Genomic DNA, 13,316 nt, shown 5'->3' with positions numbered 1-13,316 from the left:
TCTGTTTGCTGAGAGGATCATAGCCTGATGGTTTGGATAGGGCGGTTGCAGCAAGCCCTTGCCCCAAGACGGAATTTGCTATGCAAGATCAGGCGATGGGATCATCCTTAGTCGCCTATTTCGGAAGCGCGCTTCAATCATGTCGACTGACCTCCGCCGGAAGCCCGGCACGAAAGCCCCCCACCTGCTGCCAGCAGAGGTAATCCTTTGGTCGCAGGCATCTGATTGGCTGTTGGCACCGCAACAGGACCGAAGTCGCCGGACCCTGAGCAAGATCTTGGAAGCGGCGATCACCCTGTTTTGTAATAAGGGCTTCACGCAGGCGACCATCGCTGCCATTTCCGAGGCATCGGGCGTATCGATAGGCACGATCTATGGCAGGTTCGAAGATAAGCAGGCGATCTTGCAGGCGATCCTGGCCGCATATTATCGCAGCCGCCGCGAACAATTTGACGACATGTTCTCCGAGGAATCGTGCCAAGGCTCTAGCCTTGAACAGGTGGTTGTATTTTACACCGATCTCATCTTTTCGGCGTTCAGGCAGGATGCCGCACTTATTCTTCTTGCTGACGCGGCGCGATCGAACAACGCGCAAATCGCGCAACAGGTCGGTGATCTCAACCGCCATGCGGCGATACGATTTGGCGATGTCCTACAGGCGCACGCGGATCAAATTCGGCAACCAGACATTCGGGCGGCGGCGATGCTCTATCATGACCTGATCAGTTGCCTTGCCCGCGTATCAATCCAACCAACCGGTCCGGTCGCATCATCATTCATTCTTACCGACCCGGCAATCGAGCATAAGATGGTAACAATGTTCCTAAATCATTTGCGCACACCGGATGGATCGGCGCTGTCGTCCTGAGCGCGTGTTTTCTAAGGCTGGGATGATTGCTATGATAACCGCAGGTGCGGGTGACAAAGACGAAAGGTAGCGTCCTGCGTGGATGGTGGGCAGCCACCAGTACTAGCACAAGCTCAAAAGCAGCTTATTTCGGGCATAATCGGTCATTCGAGCGCGCATTTTTGTCATGTAAGTATCTGAACGGATAATATAATAACAATTCCAACAGCGCATGTTCGATTCCGACTTGCCCCTCCAGACACATTCTCCTTTTATAACAATAACTTGCGGTATGGAGACTTATCCCGGAGTTTCCGGCGCTTGCGCCATTATGAGGCACCTAATTTTCTCTTAAGAGACTGAAGATATTGCAGTAATATACGCTTAAATGAGGTGATTTCAGCCAGAGTCTCTGTGGCGAATTCTGCATCGACGGATTTGGAATCGGGCGGCTTGATAGCGAGAAGTTTGACGGGACTAGGTCAGGATTTATCCGCCCAATCGCGTGAGCACCTTAGCGGCCGCAATCAGGGTAGTCATGTTCTGGACTGCTGTGGCGAGTTGCTCAATATCCTGGAGCTTCGCGGCAGTCTCTGTTGTAGATGAAGAGACCGCCAGCAAATGGTGGTCTTCCATGATCATGCCCACGACAGTGCATAGTCGGTCAGCCATATCCAGTAGTTCGTTCTCGAAAGGTGTTTCGTGCATGGGACGACACATGCTCGTGTCTGTGCGGAAGTCCATATGCAGCTTTTCAACGGATCGACTTTCGCGACTGGACTTCCTGATTGCTGAGGCTGAGGGCAGTCCGACTGCATCCGGGCGCCCTCTTTATATTCAAGGGTTGTCTTCATCTTTGCGCGAGTATCAGCGGCTGATATCCGCGGAGATCAGCGTGGCACTGCAGTCACTGCTGTTGATCATGCCGATCGCCTGCTGGACATTCATGCCACCAAAGCCGTTGCGAGCGCGGTATTGCATGGCGATCGCATGGCTCCCGTTCCCGTCGAGCGGTCCGATGCGGGTGGCCGCATGTTCGAACGAGTCGGGGTCCCGCAGCACGGCCTTTACCTGCTCGATCAGACTCCTGTTGCCACCATTCCAATCATTCAGGCAGTGCTGACCAAGTCGACGATCCTCTGCCTGCCGGACGACCTGTGCCGGGTCAGGCTCCTTTTTGCTGTCCGGCACAAGGGTACAATATGCCAGTGGCAGCAGGATGAGCGCGACCATGATGCCGGTCTTCGTGTTCACCCGTCGTTTGCGGATCTCGATCTCGGCATCGCTGAACGCGTACTGACAGTGCGGACAGATGGCCGCTTCAGCCGCGATAACCTTCCTGCACTCGGGACAAGGTAAATCCCACATTCGTCATCCCCCTTGCATCTGGCGCCTGTTACGCCAGCATTCCTGTTCCATTGCCGAAGCGCCACCACGGGATGCCGAGCCCATGATGGATCGCCGCTCGATCCCGGATCAGCGATCCCATACGATGGTGTAATGGCCGCTCCTGATCACGACGAGCGCCGTGTCCGGTACTGGCCGATAGGTATAGGTAGCGCCTCTGCCGCCGGGATAGGCGAGGAAATCAGCCCGCTTAAACCGCAGCGTCTCCATGGTGCCGCGAACATCCTCATGGATGGACTGGATATTGCGGTTGGCAAAGAACAGTCCGCCAGTAAACCTGATGTTGCGGCTGCCGGGCCCGAAGCTGGACACACTGATATCCTCTGACCAGAGGCCCTTGCTGTACAGTTTGGCCTGCAGCGTCCTCACACGCGGCAATGCCTCTGCCTGAAGGGCACTTGCACGCCGGGCATATTCGGCACGCAGGGCCTTGTCCTCGTCCGTCAGCGTGAACAGCTCTCCTTGCTGGTATATCTCGCCAGTCGCGACAAAGAGAGCGGCCGCCAACTTCACCGCGGACTTCGGATCACCCGCCAGTTCCAGTCGACCATCACGCTTCAGGCTCGCCACCTCCCTCGCCAGCACCGCGCGATAATTGGCATGGGCCGGCGGCACGTCGGATTTCAGGACCGCTGTACTGGACTGAGCAGGGATCGACTTACGCTGTGTTTGCCACGCCGGCGGCATGGTTGCGCCCGCACGAGGTGCCGGACTGCGACCCTGCATCACGACAAGTCCAATCACCGCGAGGATCAGCCATGCAAATCCCAGCAATCGGATGGCGACACTATAGGGCTTCGACAACAGCACCCACACGAACAGGAACGGGAAGACGGCAATGGCCATGACCAGCCATATATCGACCCGGGCGATCTCCTGGCCACCTTCCGACTGTTCATGGTCCATGCGCTTGATCCGATCAATTGTAGACAATAAGTAACAGGCATTGCGCTCGATACGGGTGCACAAGTCAAGTCAATTGTCACTTATCGTCTGTAGATTGATTGTCGACATCCACGCACTCCTCAGGCGTGGATATCAGACTTCGTCTTGCCGCCAATCTCAGGCGCCTTCGTCACCAGAAGGAATGGAGTCAGGAGCATCTGGCGTTCGAGGCCGGCATCCATCGCACCTATATCAGCGACCTCGAGCGCGGTGCCCGCAACCCGACAATCACCATTGTGGAAAAGCTTGCTACCTGCCTGCAGACATCCGCAGGGGAACTGCTGGACTGAGGAAGGATTAGGCAAGCATAAAGGTTGCCTGTTACTCCCGACCTGGTTCGGCCCCCCGACCGTATCGACTGGGCTCGCAACAAAGCCGCCGTTCACGACCCCAACTCGGCCCGTCGGAACCGGCCATTCGTTCACCAAGTTTTAGCGCGTCTGAGAGACCGACTGAGGTCGCCAGCAGTGGGGCAGCTCCCATTGGCCAGAAACAGGAACGCCTAACTCGTCAGTACAATCGCCAAGGGGGATTGTACGCCCTACCCACTTGAGGTGCATCACTTCCAAATATCAACTGTCGAACTGCTCTGCCCACACTGCACCAATAAGGCCGCCGACATCATGCCGCAAAAATAACTGAAGTCTCACTACCTCGCTTTGCCTGGCTCGTTACTGGGAGAACGGATATGAGATCTGTATGTACGTGTTTGTCGATGAATCCGGAAATACCGGTGCCCATCTTTTTGATGAGGCGCAGCCAGTCTTCCTGACGGTTGCGCTGATGACGCGTACCGACTTCGACGCTATCTACTCCAAGCCGATCGCCGACCTCTCGCGCAAAGTTGGGGATACCCAGCTCCACGCCGCCAAGCTCGGCGTGACGCGGATCGAAGAAATTGCCCGGCCACTCCACAAACTGCTGCAGCGCGCCGATCCGCGCTTCTTCGTCTCGCGAGTTGAAAAGCGCTACATCATCGCCACAAAGATGTTCGATCTGCTGTTCGATCCTGGCGAGAACCGCGCCGCGTCGCCGCATATCTATTTCATGCGCCCGCTCAGGATCACGTTCGCGGTAAAGTTCGCCGGGATCGTGACTAAAGTCATGGCGCGAGCTTTTTGGGCGTCGATGATGGAGACCAACGCCGACCGCGCGCGCGACGGCATGACCCAGTTCTGCGATGATGTTCTGGCGCTCCTACCCGGCGTCCAGGATAAAGGCTTCGTCGAGCGCATCAGCCCCGCCATCGAATGGGCTAGGGAAAACCCGGAAGCGATCTACTTCCATTCGGACGGTCGCATCGCTCGGCAGGGCCATCTGCCCAATCTCGTCGGGTTCGGCTATCTGATGGACGGTGTGGAGGCGCAGTCGCAGGCTTGGCGCCGGCCGGTGCGGCGCATTCGGCATGATCGACAGAGCGAGTTCGAAGCGGCGCTGCGCTGGTGGCATGATCTCTACGCCAATGCGTCGCCCGAGCGCGTGCCCTTGATGATGGGCGAGCTGTTCAAGGCGCAGCGCGCCGGCGGCAGTACCTTCGAGATATCGACCGCCGAAGCCAGTCCGGGCATTCAGGTCACCGACGTCGTCATGTGGCTGTTCAACCGGCTCCATCGCGAGAAGGAGATCGGCGCGGACTCCTTGCGTCTGATGCAATGGGTGTTTCGCCGCGCCCGCCAGAACGATTTCTCATTCGACGGTGTGCTCGGCGCGCTCGATGCGCGATACGTCCACATTATGACGGAGCCGATGGAAGAAGCTCGCCTCGACGCCGCGCGTGAGCAATTAGCGATAATCGATGCAACGACGAAGGGACGGGTCGAAGCCTATCGGGTCGAGAAGGCCGCGAGGCAGATCGAGGGCGACCAAGCCTGATCAGTACGGGAGGACGATGAAGCCGCTCGCGAGCGCAATCAACGCCCCGCGATCACCAGCCAAGCCAACCAGCGGCCCAGCTCCTCTAGGAACGCCCCGGTGAAGTGGTTGAAGGGTTTGTTGGTTCCGGCCATCAATCAAGCCCCTCGAAATAGTCGGCGAGCATCTGCTGCTCATCGAACTTGGCGTCTGCCCACAGCGTCGTGATCTTGCTCGCCGCGGGATTGCGGCGCCGCGAGCGGATCGCGATGACGGCGATCGTGATCGGCTCGCCGCCCTTCGTGGGCTCGGCGGTATAGGTGCCGGTGAGCACAACCGCGGCGTGGGTGCGCTCGAGCCTCTCGACGCAATCGAGCACGTCGCGCCACAGCCGACGCACCCGGAAATCACGATCGGGTTTCGGGCCGATCACCCCCTCACGCTCGGCCTGAACGACGCTCGCCAGATCGAGCCACTCACGCAGCTCGACGACATCGTCGGCTGCGTCGTCATCGAGATCGGAAGCGAACAGAAGGCTGAAGGTGGCGAGCGTCGTGCGCAGCTGCAGCTCGCTCTTGAACGGGGCGACTTTGACGGGGACGCGGTCCTCGGTCCAGGCGAATATCTCGACGAGGTTGGCGGCAGCCTCTTCTTGCGAGGGGCAGACGCGCTCGCGCAGAAACTCGTTTTCGGGCTTCCCCAGAGCGCGCGCCAGCTTGCGCAACTGCGCCGGCCGCACCTTCAGACCACGCTCTACTCGGGACACCGTGGCGAGCGACACGCCCGCCTCGGCGGCAAGCATATCCTACTTCCAGCCGTATAAGGCCCTTTGCAACTTCACGAAGTTCGCGATGGCGGCTTCGTCGAGGACGAAAGTTTCGCGGGAATCAACCGTATCCATGTCCTCAATATGATGGAAGCTCTGTACAAATTAGAGGGCGTTTCGCACGTCAGTTCGACGACATCGCCCCCGCCTTATAGATATTATACGCCTTGATCGGGCAGGTCGGCCAAGACGTCCTCGCGTGGACGCGAAGGTGGCGCGGCAACACTGCGTGCCAGCACACGCTCGGTGGCCGAGTGGCCCTTATGCTTGTCGGGCTTCGGCCGCATCCACTTCTTGTGATCCATCTCGAGCCCCATCGTCGCGAACAAAGCCGTCGCTCCACTAACCCACGCCGACGCCTCAAAACAGGCCTTAGGTTCAGGCCCCATCCCTAGCCGCAGAACGGCTGGTTTTGGACTCTATTCCTCGCGAGCACACAAGCGGCTATATAAGACTAGGCGTTATGGGTTAGTGGCGCGACCCGCGGCGGCCAAGCATTGGCTGCAGCTTACCAGCAAGCCAGTCCTCGACCGCTAGAACGATACGTCGCGCTGCCGCGTCCCCCGCATCTCCGGCAACTGCGGGAGGGTACTGCCATGCTCTCACTATGAGTCCGCCCTTCAGATGCAATGACCACTTGGCCAACGATAAGGCGTATGTACCAGTTGGTGCGCAGATAAGATGTTGCCTGAGACGATTGCGCAGCGTGCGCTTACGTTTGCTTGTTGCACAGGAACTTCCCACATAAAGCACGCACGAAACATGATTGTTATCCTGGGGGAGCTTGAGATCAGTGCGTTGTCTCGCATCATTGAATGCGCGTTTGAACGCCTCGGGATCAGCCTCCTCATCGAGGGCGAAGAGGTAGAGACACCGGTCTCGATCAATCCGACCGTCTGAGGCCAGTCTGTCGATTGCATCTTCTGCCTCGTCGGCGAGAGTTGCGAAACGAACACGTTCCTCGCCCAGATATCCGGGAATTGGTGCTGCAGCAATGAAGTCTGCAACCCTTCGCAATTCGGATGCAGTCTCATCTGCCCAGCATGCAATGTCAGGTATCACTGCCACGACGGACCCTCTTGCCAACCATGCTAGCCTTATGCTGGCAGGAGCCAACAGGGTGAATACATGTGCCTACAGTGAGAGTTGTAGCTGAGTTGCAGACGTTTATGCAGCGTTTTCCATTCGGCACCGGATTTAATCGCGAACATAGTCACTGTTGGAGGAAGATTTGGAACTCCCTAGAACCTGTCATGCATTTATGAGAAAACATCGGCGACCTCCACCACGGCGAATACCATGGCGCCGATTGCGGGGGACCATGGTAGTTTCAACGATCCGATTATCCCCGGTACGTTCATTTCGGCATCCGGCAAAAAATCGTGGACCAAGCTCGGTTGGAAAATGGGCCTCGACTATAAGCCTGTCGATAGCACCATGTTATATGGCTATTATGCGCGCGGCTTTAAATCCGGGGGCTTCACCGGTCGCATTGCGATTGCAGAGGATATTGGGCCGTTCAACCCTGAGACGCTGGATACGTTCGAAATTGGTCTCAAGACAGATCTGCTCGACCGTCGTCTGCGCGTGAATCTGGCGGGTTTCTATAACCTGTACAGTGATATGCAGGTGACGCAGAATATCACCTTTCCAAGCGGCGCGAACAGCGCGACGATTGTCAACGCAGGCAAGGCGAAGACAAAGGGCATCGAACTTGAAGTCACCGCTCTCCCCGTCGATAATCTGACTCTCACCGGGTCAATCGCATATCTCGACGCGAAATATACGAAATACGATACGCGTATCCTGGGTCCGTCCGGCTTGGTGGCAGTCAGCTATGCTGGCAATCGCCTGATGAACGCCCCTGAATGGAGTGGGGCTGCCAGCCTTAATTATGTGGTGCCGGTTGCAGGTGGCAATGCCGCCTTCTTCATTCAGGACACGTACGCCAGTTCGAAATACACCAACTTTACTGCCCTGCCGCAGGAAAAGGTGGGCAAGATCAATCTGGTCAACGCCAATATCTCTTGGACGCCAGCAGACGAGCAATGGTCTGTGAATGTCTATGGCCGCAATCTTTTCGACAAGAAATATTATGGTCAGAAGAGCTATTTCGCGCCTGCTTATGCCACGGCGGGCATGGGCAACCCCTTCGAATATGGGGTGACGTTCAAGTTTAACTGGTGATTTTCGACAAGGAGCGAGGGGGCGTCTGCGTCGCCTCGCTCCTTACGCGCAAGTGCTGGCCGAACTATTCAAAAAGGAGCAGGAACATGATCCGTCACGTCGTGATGATAAAATTCAAGAAGGACGCGAAGAAGGAAGACATCGCCACTTTCCTTGAGGAAGTGAAGAAACTCCCGCACCTGAATAAGGAAATCCGCGATTACAGCCACGGCATGTGCGTCCGTGAACCGCGCTACCATAGTGGCGACTTCGATTTCGCCAACTGCTGCGACATTGATAATTATGAAGCGATGGAGCGCTACATGTCGCATTGGGCGCATCTCCGCATGACCCCATTTCTGCCAGACATTCTGGAAAACATGATCTCGTTTGACTGGGAGATCGACTATTGGGGACCAGCATTTGACGAGGTAGCGGCCAAAGAAGAGGCCATCAAGGAAACGGCGCGGGTCCTGCCGATCCATAACGATGCGACCAAGGCCTATGTCCCGGAACTCCGCGGTCGCACCAAGGCGCAGGCACGCGACATGCTGGCCAAGGTCGGGCTCGAACTCGGTGAAGTCGAAGACATCATCGGCTCGGTCTGGGCGCCGGATCGCATCATGTTTGTGGCCCCGGATGTGAACACCGAAGTCGCCAAAGGTACCAAGGTCGACATCAAAATCACCGGCGACTGGCTGACTGGCCCCGCTGTGCCTGCAGATAAAACGGCCTGGTAATCACAATTTACATCATAGGAGAACCAAGATGAATGCACTAGAAAAACGCGTTAGAATGCTGGAAGATCGCGCGGCGCTTGAGGGTGTTCTGCTGCAATATTATTATGCCGTCGATACCTTGTCCGATGTGGATAGTCTGGTCGACTGCTTCACCCCGGATGCTATTTTCGATATCGAAGATCTGGGCCTCAAAGTCTATCATGGGCATTCTGAAATACGCACCTTCTTCGAAGGCGTCTTCGCGACAACACCTTATCATTGTCATCATGTGTCGAACTTCGACGTGACACGGCTTGAGGAAAATGAGGCATCTGCGCGTGGCTATGTCATCGGCAAGGCTGAGGGCGACAACGGCGTGAAGGTCCTCGTTCATTGCTGCTATAACATTGAATATGTGCGCACTGACGCTGGCTGGAAAATGCGCTTGTTCGACGAAGACTCTCTGGTGCCGATCGGGGATGAAGTGCGCGATCTTCACGGATAATTGTGATCTATTAGAGCGCGCTGCGTTGGCTTTAACGTAGCGCGCTCTGGTTTTTTGGTGTCGCGTCGATGATTACGCCGCGTTCAATCGCTGGCGGAAGGCGGCGGCGTAAAAGGGGATCATTTCGTCAACAATCATCTGGAGATCGCTTGATTTGCAGATGCCGCCGGATTGGCGATCAAGCATACCTGATTCCACCAGCACGCTGAGGATGCTCGAGTTCAGAAAGAAAACAGCCAATTGTAAACGGCGTTCGTCGGCATTGGGGAAAATCTTCCGGCACTCTTCGACAAACGCATATTGTACCCGATCATACACATCGATCATCGGTTTCAAGAAGTCATCATATTGGCTGTTGAACATCGCCAAGCCCATGAGCTTGGCGTAATTTTTCCAACCTAGGCCGCCGTGTATGGACTTGAGGACCATTGGCTCCATATAGCAGCGGATCAGGGTTTCGAGCGGCACCGGCGTATCGTTCGCGGCGATCTGGGCCTTGGCAATATCGTCAAGCGTGGTGGCGACCTGATCGTGAATTCGCCGGTCGATCACTTGACGAAACAATTCTTCCTTCGTGCCGAAATGATGCGTGATGAGGCTGACCGGTGCTTCCGCAGCCCGTGCGATATCGCGCATGCTTGCGCCCGCATATCCGCGTTCGGCAAACAGCATCTCCGACGCATTCAGAATGCGATCTGTGGAGGTTTGGTTTGCATCCGGATTTACTGATGTCGCCTTGACAACCATGCTCACTAACTGTCCGTTCATATCACGCAAGACCTAGCAACTGAGGCCAAATGCTGCAATCGCGTTATCAAGAACCTAGACAACTGCAATGCCGCACCGCTTCAGTAGCAGGTGTTTGCCTCAGGTCTGTTGCCAAAGATCCAGCTCGGCCGCAAAGAAGGCGGCGTGCAGCATTTCGATCACAAGCTCGCCCCCGCCCGCCCGTGCTTCACTTGAAGAGACCATGTAAGGCTAGAATGCCGGCGTAACCGCAGGCTCGGACCTCATGCCATATTATGATTTTATATCAATAACTTGATTCGTGGAAACTTATCCCGGAGTTTCCGGCGCTTGCGCCATTATGAGGTGCCTAATTTTCCCTCAAGTTACTGAAAATATTGTTGAAATACGGGCCTATTGACCGTATATTTGCGATCGCGGCTGACGATGCGCCGCTGCGTATCAAAATCCGCGCCGCCATCAATTTGCTGCTTTCGCAGTCGTCTGACGCGACCCTCAAACTCTTCCCGCATCAGTAAGCGATTCATCTAGCCTATTAGCTAGGCTGGCCACGGCCGCTCCGATGATAGCTTTCTGATTGATAGTTAGACTGCCGAATAACTGCAGCTGACATATGTATGCCCAAACGGGCAACATAGAATAGGAGAAGATGCATGTCTGATGCGATCAGGAGTTTCCGCCGAGAGGAACTTTCGCCCAAGCTCCAGCAGGACTGGGATTTTGTCTATAAACTTACCGGTCAGGCAGGATTCATCGAAAAGGGCGCTCATGCCCCTGAACTTCTTGATTTCACGATGGTAGATTTCTACGAGAAGATTTTCTACGCTGGTCGCGTTGACGTCAAGCTTAAGAATCTCGCACGATTGCGCATGAGCCTTGGACACGGTTGCCGTAGCTGCAACCTTGGCAATACCATCGGCGCCAAGGAAGCCGGGTACAGTGAGGAGGAGTTGAACGCTATCGAGGGCGATCGATCGATCTTCAGCGATATCGAAAACGCTGTTCTCGAATTGGCAGACGAATTTTTGATGACCAACATCCAGGGACATCTCGAGCCCGAGCTGTATGCCAAGCTGCACACATACTTCGATGATGCGCAAATCCTCGAGCTCGGCACTGTGATGAGCTATCTTGGCGGTCTGGCCAAAATGCTGTTTGTCTTCGACATGGCTGAAAAGGAAGATAGCTGCCCCTTCCGTCCGGCGGCGAGCAAGTTGGCCGAAGCCGCCGAATAATTTCTTTGGCAGTCATCCGGCGTGTCATGGTCGAAGCCTTGAATAGCGGCGGTGACACGTCCACGCGCACGCCTCGCGCACGCTTTTACACGGATATGGTGGATCGATGCGCCTATTTGAAGACCAGATCGTCCTCGTAACCGGCGCAGCTTCGGGGCTCGGTCTCGAGACGGCGTTGGCTTTCGCTCGCGAAGGCGCAGAAGTCGTCGTAAGCGATATCTCACAGGTGGGCATTGAGCGCGCTGCGGCCCACATCCAGGCGCAGGGTGGCCGTGCGACCGCCTGCGCCGCTGATGTTTCAGCCGCCAGTGAAGTTGATGCGTTGTTCAAGCTGATTTCGGAGAAATTCGGTCGACTCGACGTAGCTGTCAACGGAGCTGGTATAGGAGGCACGCCTAGCTCGATCCTCGAAGCGAACGAGGCAGAGTTCGACCGGGTCATCTCGGTCAACCTCAAGGGAGTTTGGCTGTGCATGCGAGGCGAGATACCGCTGATGCTGAGACAGGGGCGTGGGGTCATCATTAATATTGCATCGGCGCTGGGCCTGACCGCACTACCCAATAGCGGCGCATACGCAGCGGCCAAGCACGGCGTGGTAGGCCTGACTAAGGTGGCTGCGCTCGAAACAGCCGATAAAAGCATACGCATCAATGCCATCTGTCCAGGTGTGATCGACACGCCGATGAACAAATTTATTTTGGATGATGCCGAACTGTTGGCGCAGATGGAGCGCTTGCATCCGGTTGGACGTCTGGGGCGGCCGGAAGAGATCGCAACCGCCATCCTTTGGTTGTCGGACCCTCGCTCCACCTTCATCACGGGGGCTGCGATCCCGGTGGATGGAGGTTGGACCGCGCGCGGATAATGATTGCTCTAACGCTGAATCGCTAATTGCGCCCACCCTCAATGCACGCGGCTAGCGTCCTGCGTGGATGGTGGGCAGCCACCAGTACCAGCACAACCTCAAAAGCAGCTTATTTCGGGCATAATCATCCATTCGAGCGCGCATTTTTGTCATGTAAGTATCTGAACGGATAATATAATAACAATTTCAATTGCGCCGGTTTGTTTCCGGTTTGCTCATCCAAACATCTTATCCATTTATATCAAATGCTTGCGGCATGGAATTTTATCCTGGAGTTTCAGGCATTTGTGCCATTGTGAGTTGACTAATTCTATCTCAAGAGACTGATGGTATTGTAGGAATATGCGCTTAAATGAGGTGGCTTCGGCCAGAGTCTCTGTGCCGCATTCTGCATCGACGGATTCGAAGTCGGGCGGCTTGATGGCGCGCATTTATCCGCAAGGTATTTCAAGCGTGCAGTCCCGATTGCAGCGAGACTCACGCTCATGTCGCCAATGTGCTATCATGCCAAGATGAGTGCGTGCCCAACAGTTCAGGAGTATGCGCGATGGCCTATTGGAATTTGAAGGGGCGGGAGTTCGCCAATTGCAATTGCGATTACGGCTGCAACTGCCAGTTTGGCGGCCTGCCGGATAAGGGCAGATGCCAAGCCGTCTTTGGCATGGTTATCGATGAAGGTTTTCATGGCGAAACCGATCTGTCCGGCCTGAAAATCGCCGCTGTGTTCAGTTGGCCTGGGGCGATCCACGAGGGCAAGGGCGAATGTGCCGCTTTCGTGGATGAACAGGCGAATGAAGCGCAACGTCAATCGCTGCTGACGATCATGACCGGCGGTGATACGGACCCGATGGCGACAGTATTTGCAGTATTCGCATCGACGATCGAGACGATGCATGCACCGCAATTCACCCCGATCGAATTTGACGTTGATGTCGAGGGTCGCAAGGGCCATCTGCACATTGCCGATCATGTGGAGATGTCAGGTGAACCCATTCGGAGCCTGATTGATGGGTCTGAAGTGCGTGCGCAGATCCGACTGCCCGATGGCTTTGAATATGAAGTGGCTGAGGTCGGATCGGGCACCAGCAGATCGATTGCCCCGATGCAGCTTGAGCATAAGGCGAGCTATGGCCAGTTCGCACATTTGCATCTCGACAGTCACGGGGTCGTGAGAGGCTAATGCCTGCCGCGTTTGAGACTGCG

General features: G+C 55.9%; 17 protein-coding genes. 10 read left to right on the top strand and 7 right to left on the bottom strand.

Annotated elements, in window-relative coordinates:
- Nucleotides 1-139: 139 nt before the first annotated feature.
- Nucleotides 140-868: a TetR/AcrR family transcriptional regulator gene (locus tag K6117_RS11675; protein WP_221795227.1), complete on the top strand. Its 729-nt coding sequence runs from the start codon at nucleotides 140-142 to the stop codon at nucleotides 866-868.
- A 468-nt stretch (nucleotides 869-1,336) separates the two neighbouring features.
- Here K6117_RS11675 and K6117_RS11670 read toward each other — a convergent pair whose 3' ends face one another.
- From K6117_RS11670 to K6117_RS11660, 3 genes are all read right to left on the bottom strand, one after another.
- Nucleotides 1,337-1,489: a hypothetical protein gene (locus K6117_RS11670; RefSeq protein ID WP_221795224.1), complete on the bottom strand. Its 153-nt coding sequence runs from the start codon at nucleotides 1,487-1,489 to the stop codon at nucleotides 1,337-1,339.
- Between the two features lie 225 nt (nucleotides 1,490-1,714).
- Complete coding sequence (locus tag K6117_RS11665; RefSeq protein WP_221795222.1) at nucleotides 1,715-2,215, bottom strand: zinc ribbon domain-containing protein; 501 nt, start codon at nucleotides 2,213-2,215, stop codon at nucleotides 1,715-1,717.
- A 108-nt stretch (nucleotides 2,216-2,323) separates the two neighbouring features.
- Entirely contained in the window at nucleotides 2,324-3,160 is an 837-nt protein-coding gene (locus K6117_RS11660; RefSeq protein WP_221795221.1) for a hypothetical protein, read from the bottom strand.
- Between the two features lie 125 nt (nucleotides 3,161-3,285).
- Between K6117_RS11660 and K6117_RS11655 the strand changes: the two genes are divergently transcribed.
- Nucleotides 3,286-3,489, top strand: a complete 204-nt coding sequence (locus K6117_RS11655) for a helix-turn-helix domain-containing protein (protein WP_221795087.1) — start codon at nucleotides 3,286-3,288, stop codon at nucleotides 3,487-3,489.
- A 409-nt stretch (nucleotides 3,490-3,898) separates the two neighbouring features.
- Complete coding sequence (locus tag K6117_RS11650; RefSeq protein WP_221795219.1) at nucleotides 3,899-5,071, top strand: DUF3800 domain-containing protein; 1,173 nt, start codon at nucleotides 3,899-3,901, stop codon at nucleotides 5,069-5,071.
- Between the two features lie 133 nt (nucleotides 5,072-5,204).
- Here the strand turns inward: K6117_RS11650 and K6117_RS11645 are convergent, their stop codons facing one another.
- Nucleotides 5,205-5,852, bottom strand: coding sequence for a helix-turn-helix domain-containing protein (locus K6117_RS11645; RefSeq protein WP_221795217.1), 648 nt, complete (start codon nucleotides 5,850-5,852; stop codon nucleotides 5,205-5,207).
- A gap of 182 nt (nucleotides 5,853-6,034) precedes the next feature.
- Nucleotides 6,035-6,205 (bottom strand): hypothetical protein, encoded by a 171-nt coding sequence (locus tag K6117_RS11640; RefSeq protein ID WP_221795215.1) that lies wholly within the window; start codon nucleotides 6,203-6,205, stop codon nucleotides 6,035-6,037.
- Between the two features lie 433 nt (nucleotides 6,206-6,638).
- Between K6117_RS11640 and K6117_RS11635 the strand changes: the two genes are divergently transcribed.
- The 4 genes from K6117_RS11635 (at nucleotide 6,639) to K6117_RS11620 (ending at nucleotide 9,266) form a co-directional block, all read left to right on the top strand.
- Nucleotides 6,639-6,776: a hypothetical protein gene (locus K6117_RS11635; protein WP_221795213.1), complete on the top strand. Its 138-nt coding sequence runs from the start codon at nucleotides 6,639-6,641 to the stop codon at nucleotides 6,774-6,776.
- A gap of 399 nt (nucleotides 6,777-7,175) precedes the next feature.
- Nucleotides 7,176-8,063 carry a TonB-dependent receptor gene (locus tag K6117_RS11630; RefSeq protein ID WP_221795211.1) on the top strand — a complete coding sequence of 296 codons (888 nt, stop codon included), beginning with the start codon at nucleotides 7,176-7,178 and terminating at the stop codon, nucleotides 8,061-8,063.
- Between the two features lie 86 nt (nucleotides 8,064-8,149).
- On the top strand, nucleotides 8,150-8,782 hold the full coding sequence (locus K6117_RS11625; RefSeq protein WP_221795209.1) for a Dabb family protein: 633 nt from the start codon (nucleotides 8,150-8,152) through the stop codon (nucleotides 8,780-8,782).
- Nucleotides 8,783-8,810: 28 nt separating this feature from the next.
- Nucleotides 8,811-9,266 carry a nuclear transport factor 2 family protein gene (locus tag K6117_RS11620; protein WP_246605059.1) on the top strand — a complete coding sequence of 152 codons (456 nt, stop codon included), beginning with the start codon at nucleotides 8,811-8,813 and terminating at the stop codon, nucleotides 9,264-9,266.
- 72 nt (nucleotides 9,267-9,338) lie between these two features.
- Here K6117_RS11620 and K6117_RS11615 read toward each other — a convergent pair whose 3' ends face one another.
- Both K6117_RS11615 and K6117_RS11610 read right to left on the bottom strand, forming a co-directional pair.
- A complete protein-coding gene (locus K6117_RS11615; RefSeq protein ID WP_281422145.1) occupies nucleotides 9,339-10,013 on the bottom strand; it encodes a TetR/AcrR family transcriptional regulator in 675 nt (224 codons plus the stop codon).
- 365 nt (nucleotides 10,014-10,378) lie between these two features.
- Complete coding sequence (locus K6117_RS11610) at nucleotides 10,379-10,540, bottom strand: hypothetical protein (RefSeq protein ID WP_221795204.1); 162 nt, start codon at nucleotides 10,538-10,540, stop codon at nucleotides 10,379-10,381.
- A gap of 126 nt (nucleotides 10,541-10,666) precedes the next feature.
- On the opposite strand from K6117_RS11610, the gene K6117_RS11605 reads away from it, so the two are divergent.
- From K6117_RS11605 to K6117_RS11595, 3 genes are all read left to right on the top strand, one after another.
- Complete coding sequence (locus K6117_RS11605; protein ID WP_221795202.1) at nucleotides 10,667-11,248, top strand: carboxymuconolactone decarboxylase family protein; 582 nt, start codon at nucleotides 10,667-10,669, stop codon at nucleotides 11,246-11,248.
- Between the two features lie 106 nt (nucleotides 11,249-11,354).
- On the top strand, nucleotides 11,355-12,113 hold the full coding sequence (locus tag K6117_RS11600; RefSeq protein WP_221795200.1) for an SDR family NAD(P)-dependent oxidoreductase: 759 nt from the start codon (nucleotides 11,355-11,357) through the stop codon (nucleotides 12,111-12,113).
- Nucleotides 12,114-12,660: 547 nt separating this feature from the next.
- The gene (locus K6117_RS11595; protein WP_221795198.1) at nucleotides 12,661-13,293 is read left to right on the top strand and encodes a DUF1326 domain-containing protein; all 633 of its coding nucleotides are present in this window, start codon (nucleotides 12,661-12,663) and stop codon (nucleotides 13,291-13,293) included.
- The last annotated feature ends 23 nt before the right edge of the window (nucleotides 13,294-13,316 follow it).

Origin of the sequence: Alteraquisediminimonas sediminicola, assembly GCF_019740335.1 — a bacterium.
In the GTDB taxonomy this organism is placed as follows: Bacteria; Pseudomonadota; Alphaproteobacteria; order Sphingomonadales; family Sphingomonadaceae; genus Alteraquisediminimonas; species Alteraquisediminimonas sediminicola.
This window is presented reverse-complemented; position numbering and strand designations above follow the sequence as displayed.

What these genes read in the sequence shown, in the direction of transcription:
- K6117_RS11610 (WP_221795204.1), bottom strand. Translation starts at nt 10,540, where the DNA reads ATGAATCGCTTACTGATGCGGGAAGAGTTTGAGGGTCGCGTCAGACGA.
- K6117_RS11600 (WP_221795200.1), top strand. Translation starts at nt 11,355, where the DNA reads ATGCGCCTATTTGAAGACCAGATCGTCCTCGTAACCGGCGCAGCTTCG.
- K6117_RS11620 (WP_246605059.1), top strand. Translation starts at nt 8,811, where the DNA reads ATGAATGCACTAGAAAAACGCGTTAGAATGCTGGAAGATCGCGCGGCG.
- K6117_RS11650 (WP_221795219.1), top strand. Translation starts at nt 3,899, where the DNA reads ATGTACGTGTTTGTCGATGAATCCGGAAATACCGGTGCCCATCTTTTT.
- K6117_RS11635 (WP_221795213.1), top strand. Translation starts at nt 6,639, where the DNA reads ATGATTGTTATCCTGGGGGAGCTTGAGATCAGTGCGTTGTCTCGCATC.
- K6117_RS11615 (WP_281422145.1), bottom strand. Translation starts at nt 10,013, where the DNA reads ATGGTTGTCAAGGCGACATCAGTAAATCCGGATGCAAACCAAACCTCC.
- K6117_RS11630 (WP_221795211.1), top strand. Translation starts at nt 7,176, where the DNA reads ATGGCGCCGATTGCGGGGGACCATGGTAGTTTCAACGATCCGATTATC.
- K6117_RS11665 (WP_221795222.1), bottom strand. Translation starts at nt 2,215, where the DNA reads ATGTGGGATTTACCTTGTCCCGAGTGCAGGAAGGTTATCGCGGCTGAA.
- K6117_RS11670 (WP_221795224.1), bottom strand. Translation starts at nt 1,489, where the DNA reads ATGATCATGGAAGACCACCATTTGCTGGCGGTCTCTTCATCTACAACA.
- K6117_RS11625 (WP_221795209.1), top strand. Translation starts at nt 8,150, where the DNA reads ATGATCCGTCACGTCGTGATGATAAAATTCAAGAAGGACGCGAAGAAG.
- K6117_RS11595 (WP_221795198.1), top strand. Translation starts at nt 12,661, where the DNA reads ATGGCCTATTGGAATTTGAAGGGGCGGGAGTTCGCCAATTGCAATTGC.
- K6117_RS11645 (WP_221795217.1), bottom strand. Translation starts at nt 5,852, where the DNA reads ATGCTTGCCGCCGAGGCGGGCGTGTCGCTCGCCACGGTGTCCCGAGTA.
- K6117_RS11605 (WP_221795202.1), top strand. Translation starts at nt 10,667, where the DNA reads ATGTCTGATGCGATCAGGAGTTTCCGCCGAGAGGAACTTTCGCCCAAG.
- K6117_RS11675 (WP_221795227.1), top strand. Translation starts at nt 140, where the DNA reads ATGTCGACTGACCTCCGCCGGAAGCCCGGCACGAAAGCCCCCCACCTG.
- K6117_RS11660 (WP_221795221.1), bottom strand. Translation starts at nt 3,160, where the DNA reads ATGGACCATGAACAGTCGGAAGGTGGCCAGGAGATCGCCCGGGTCGAT.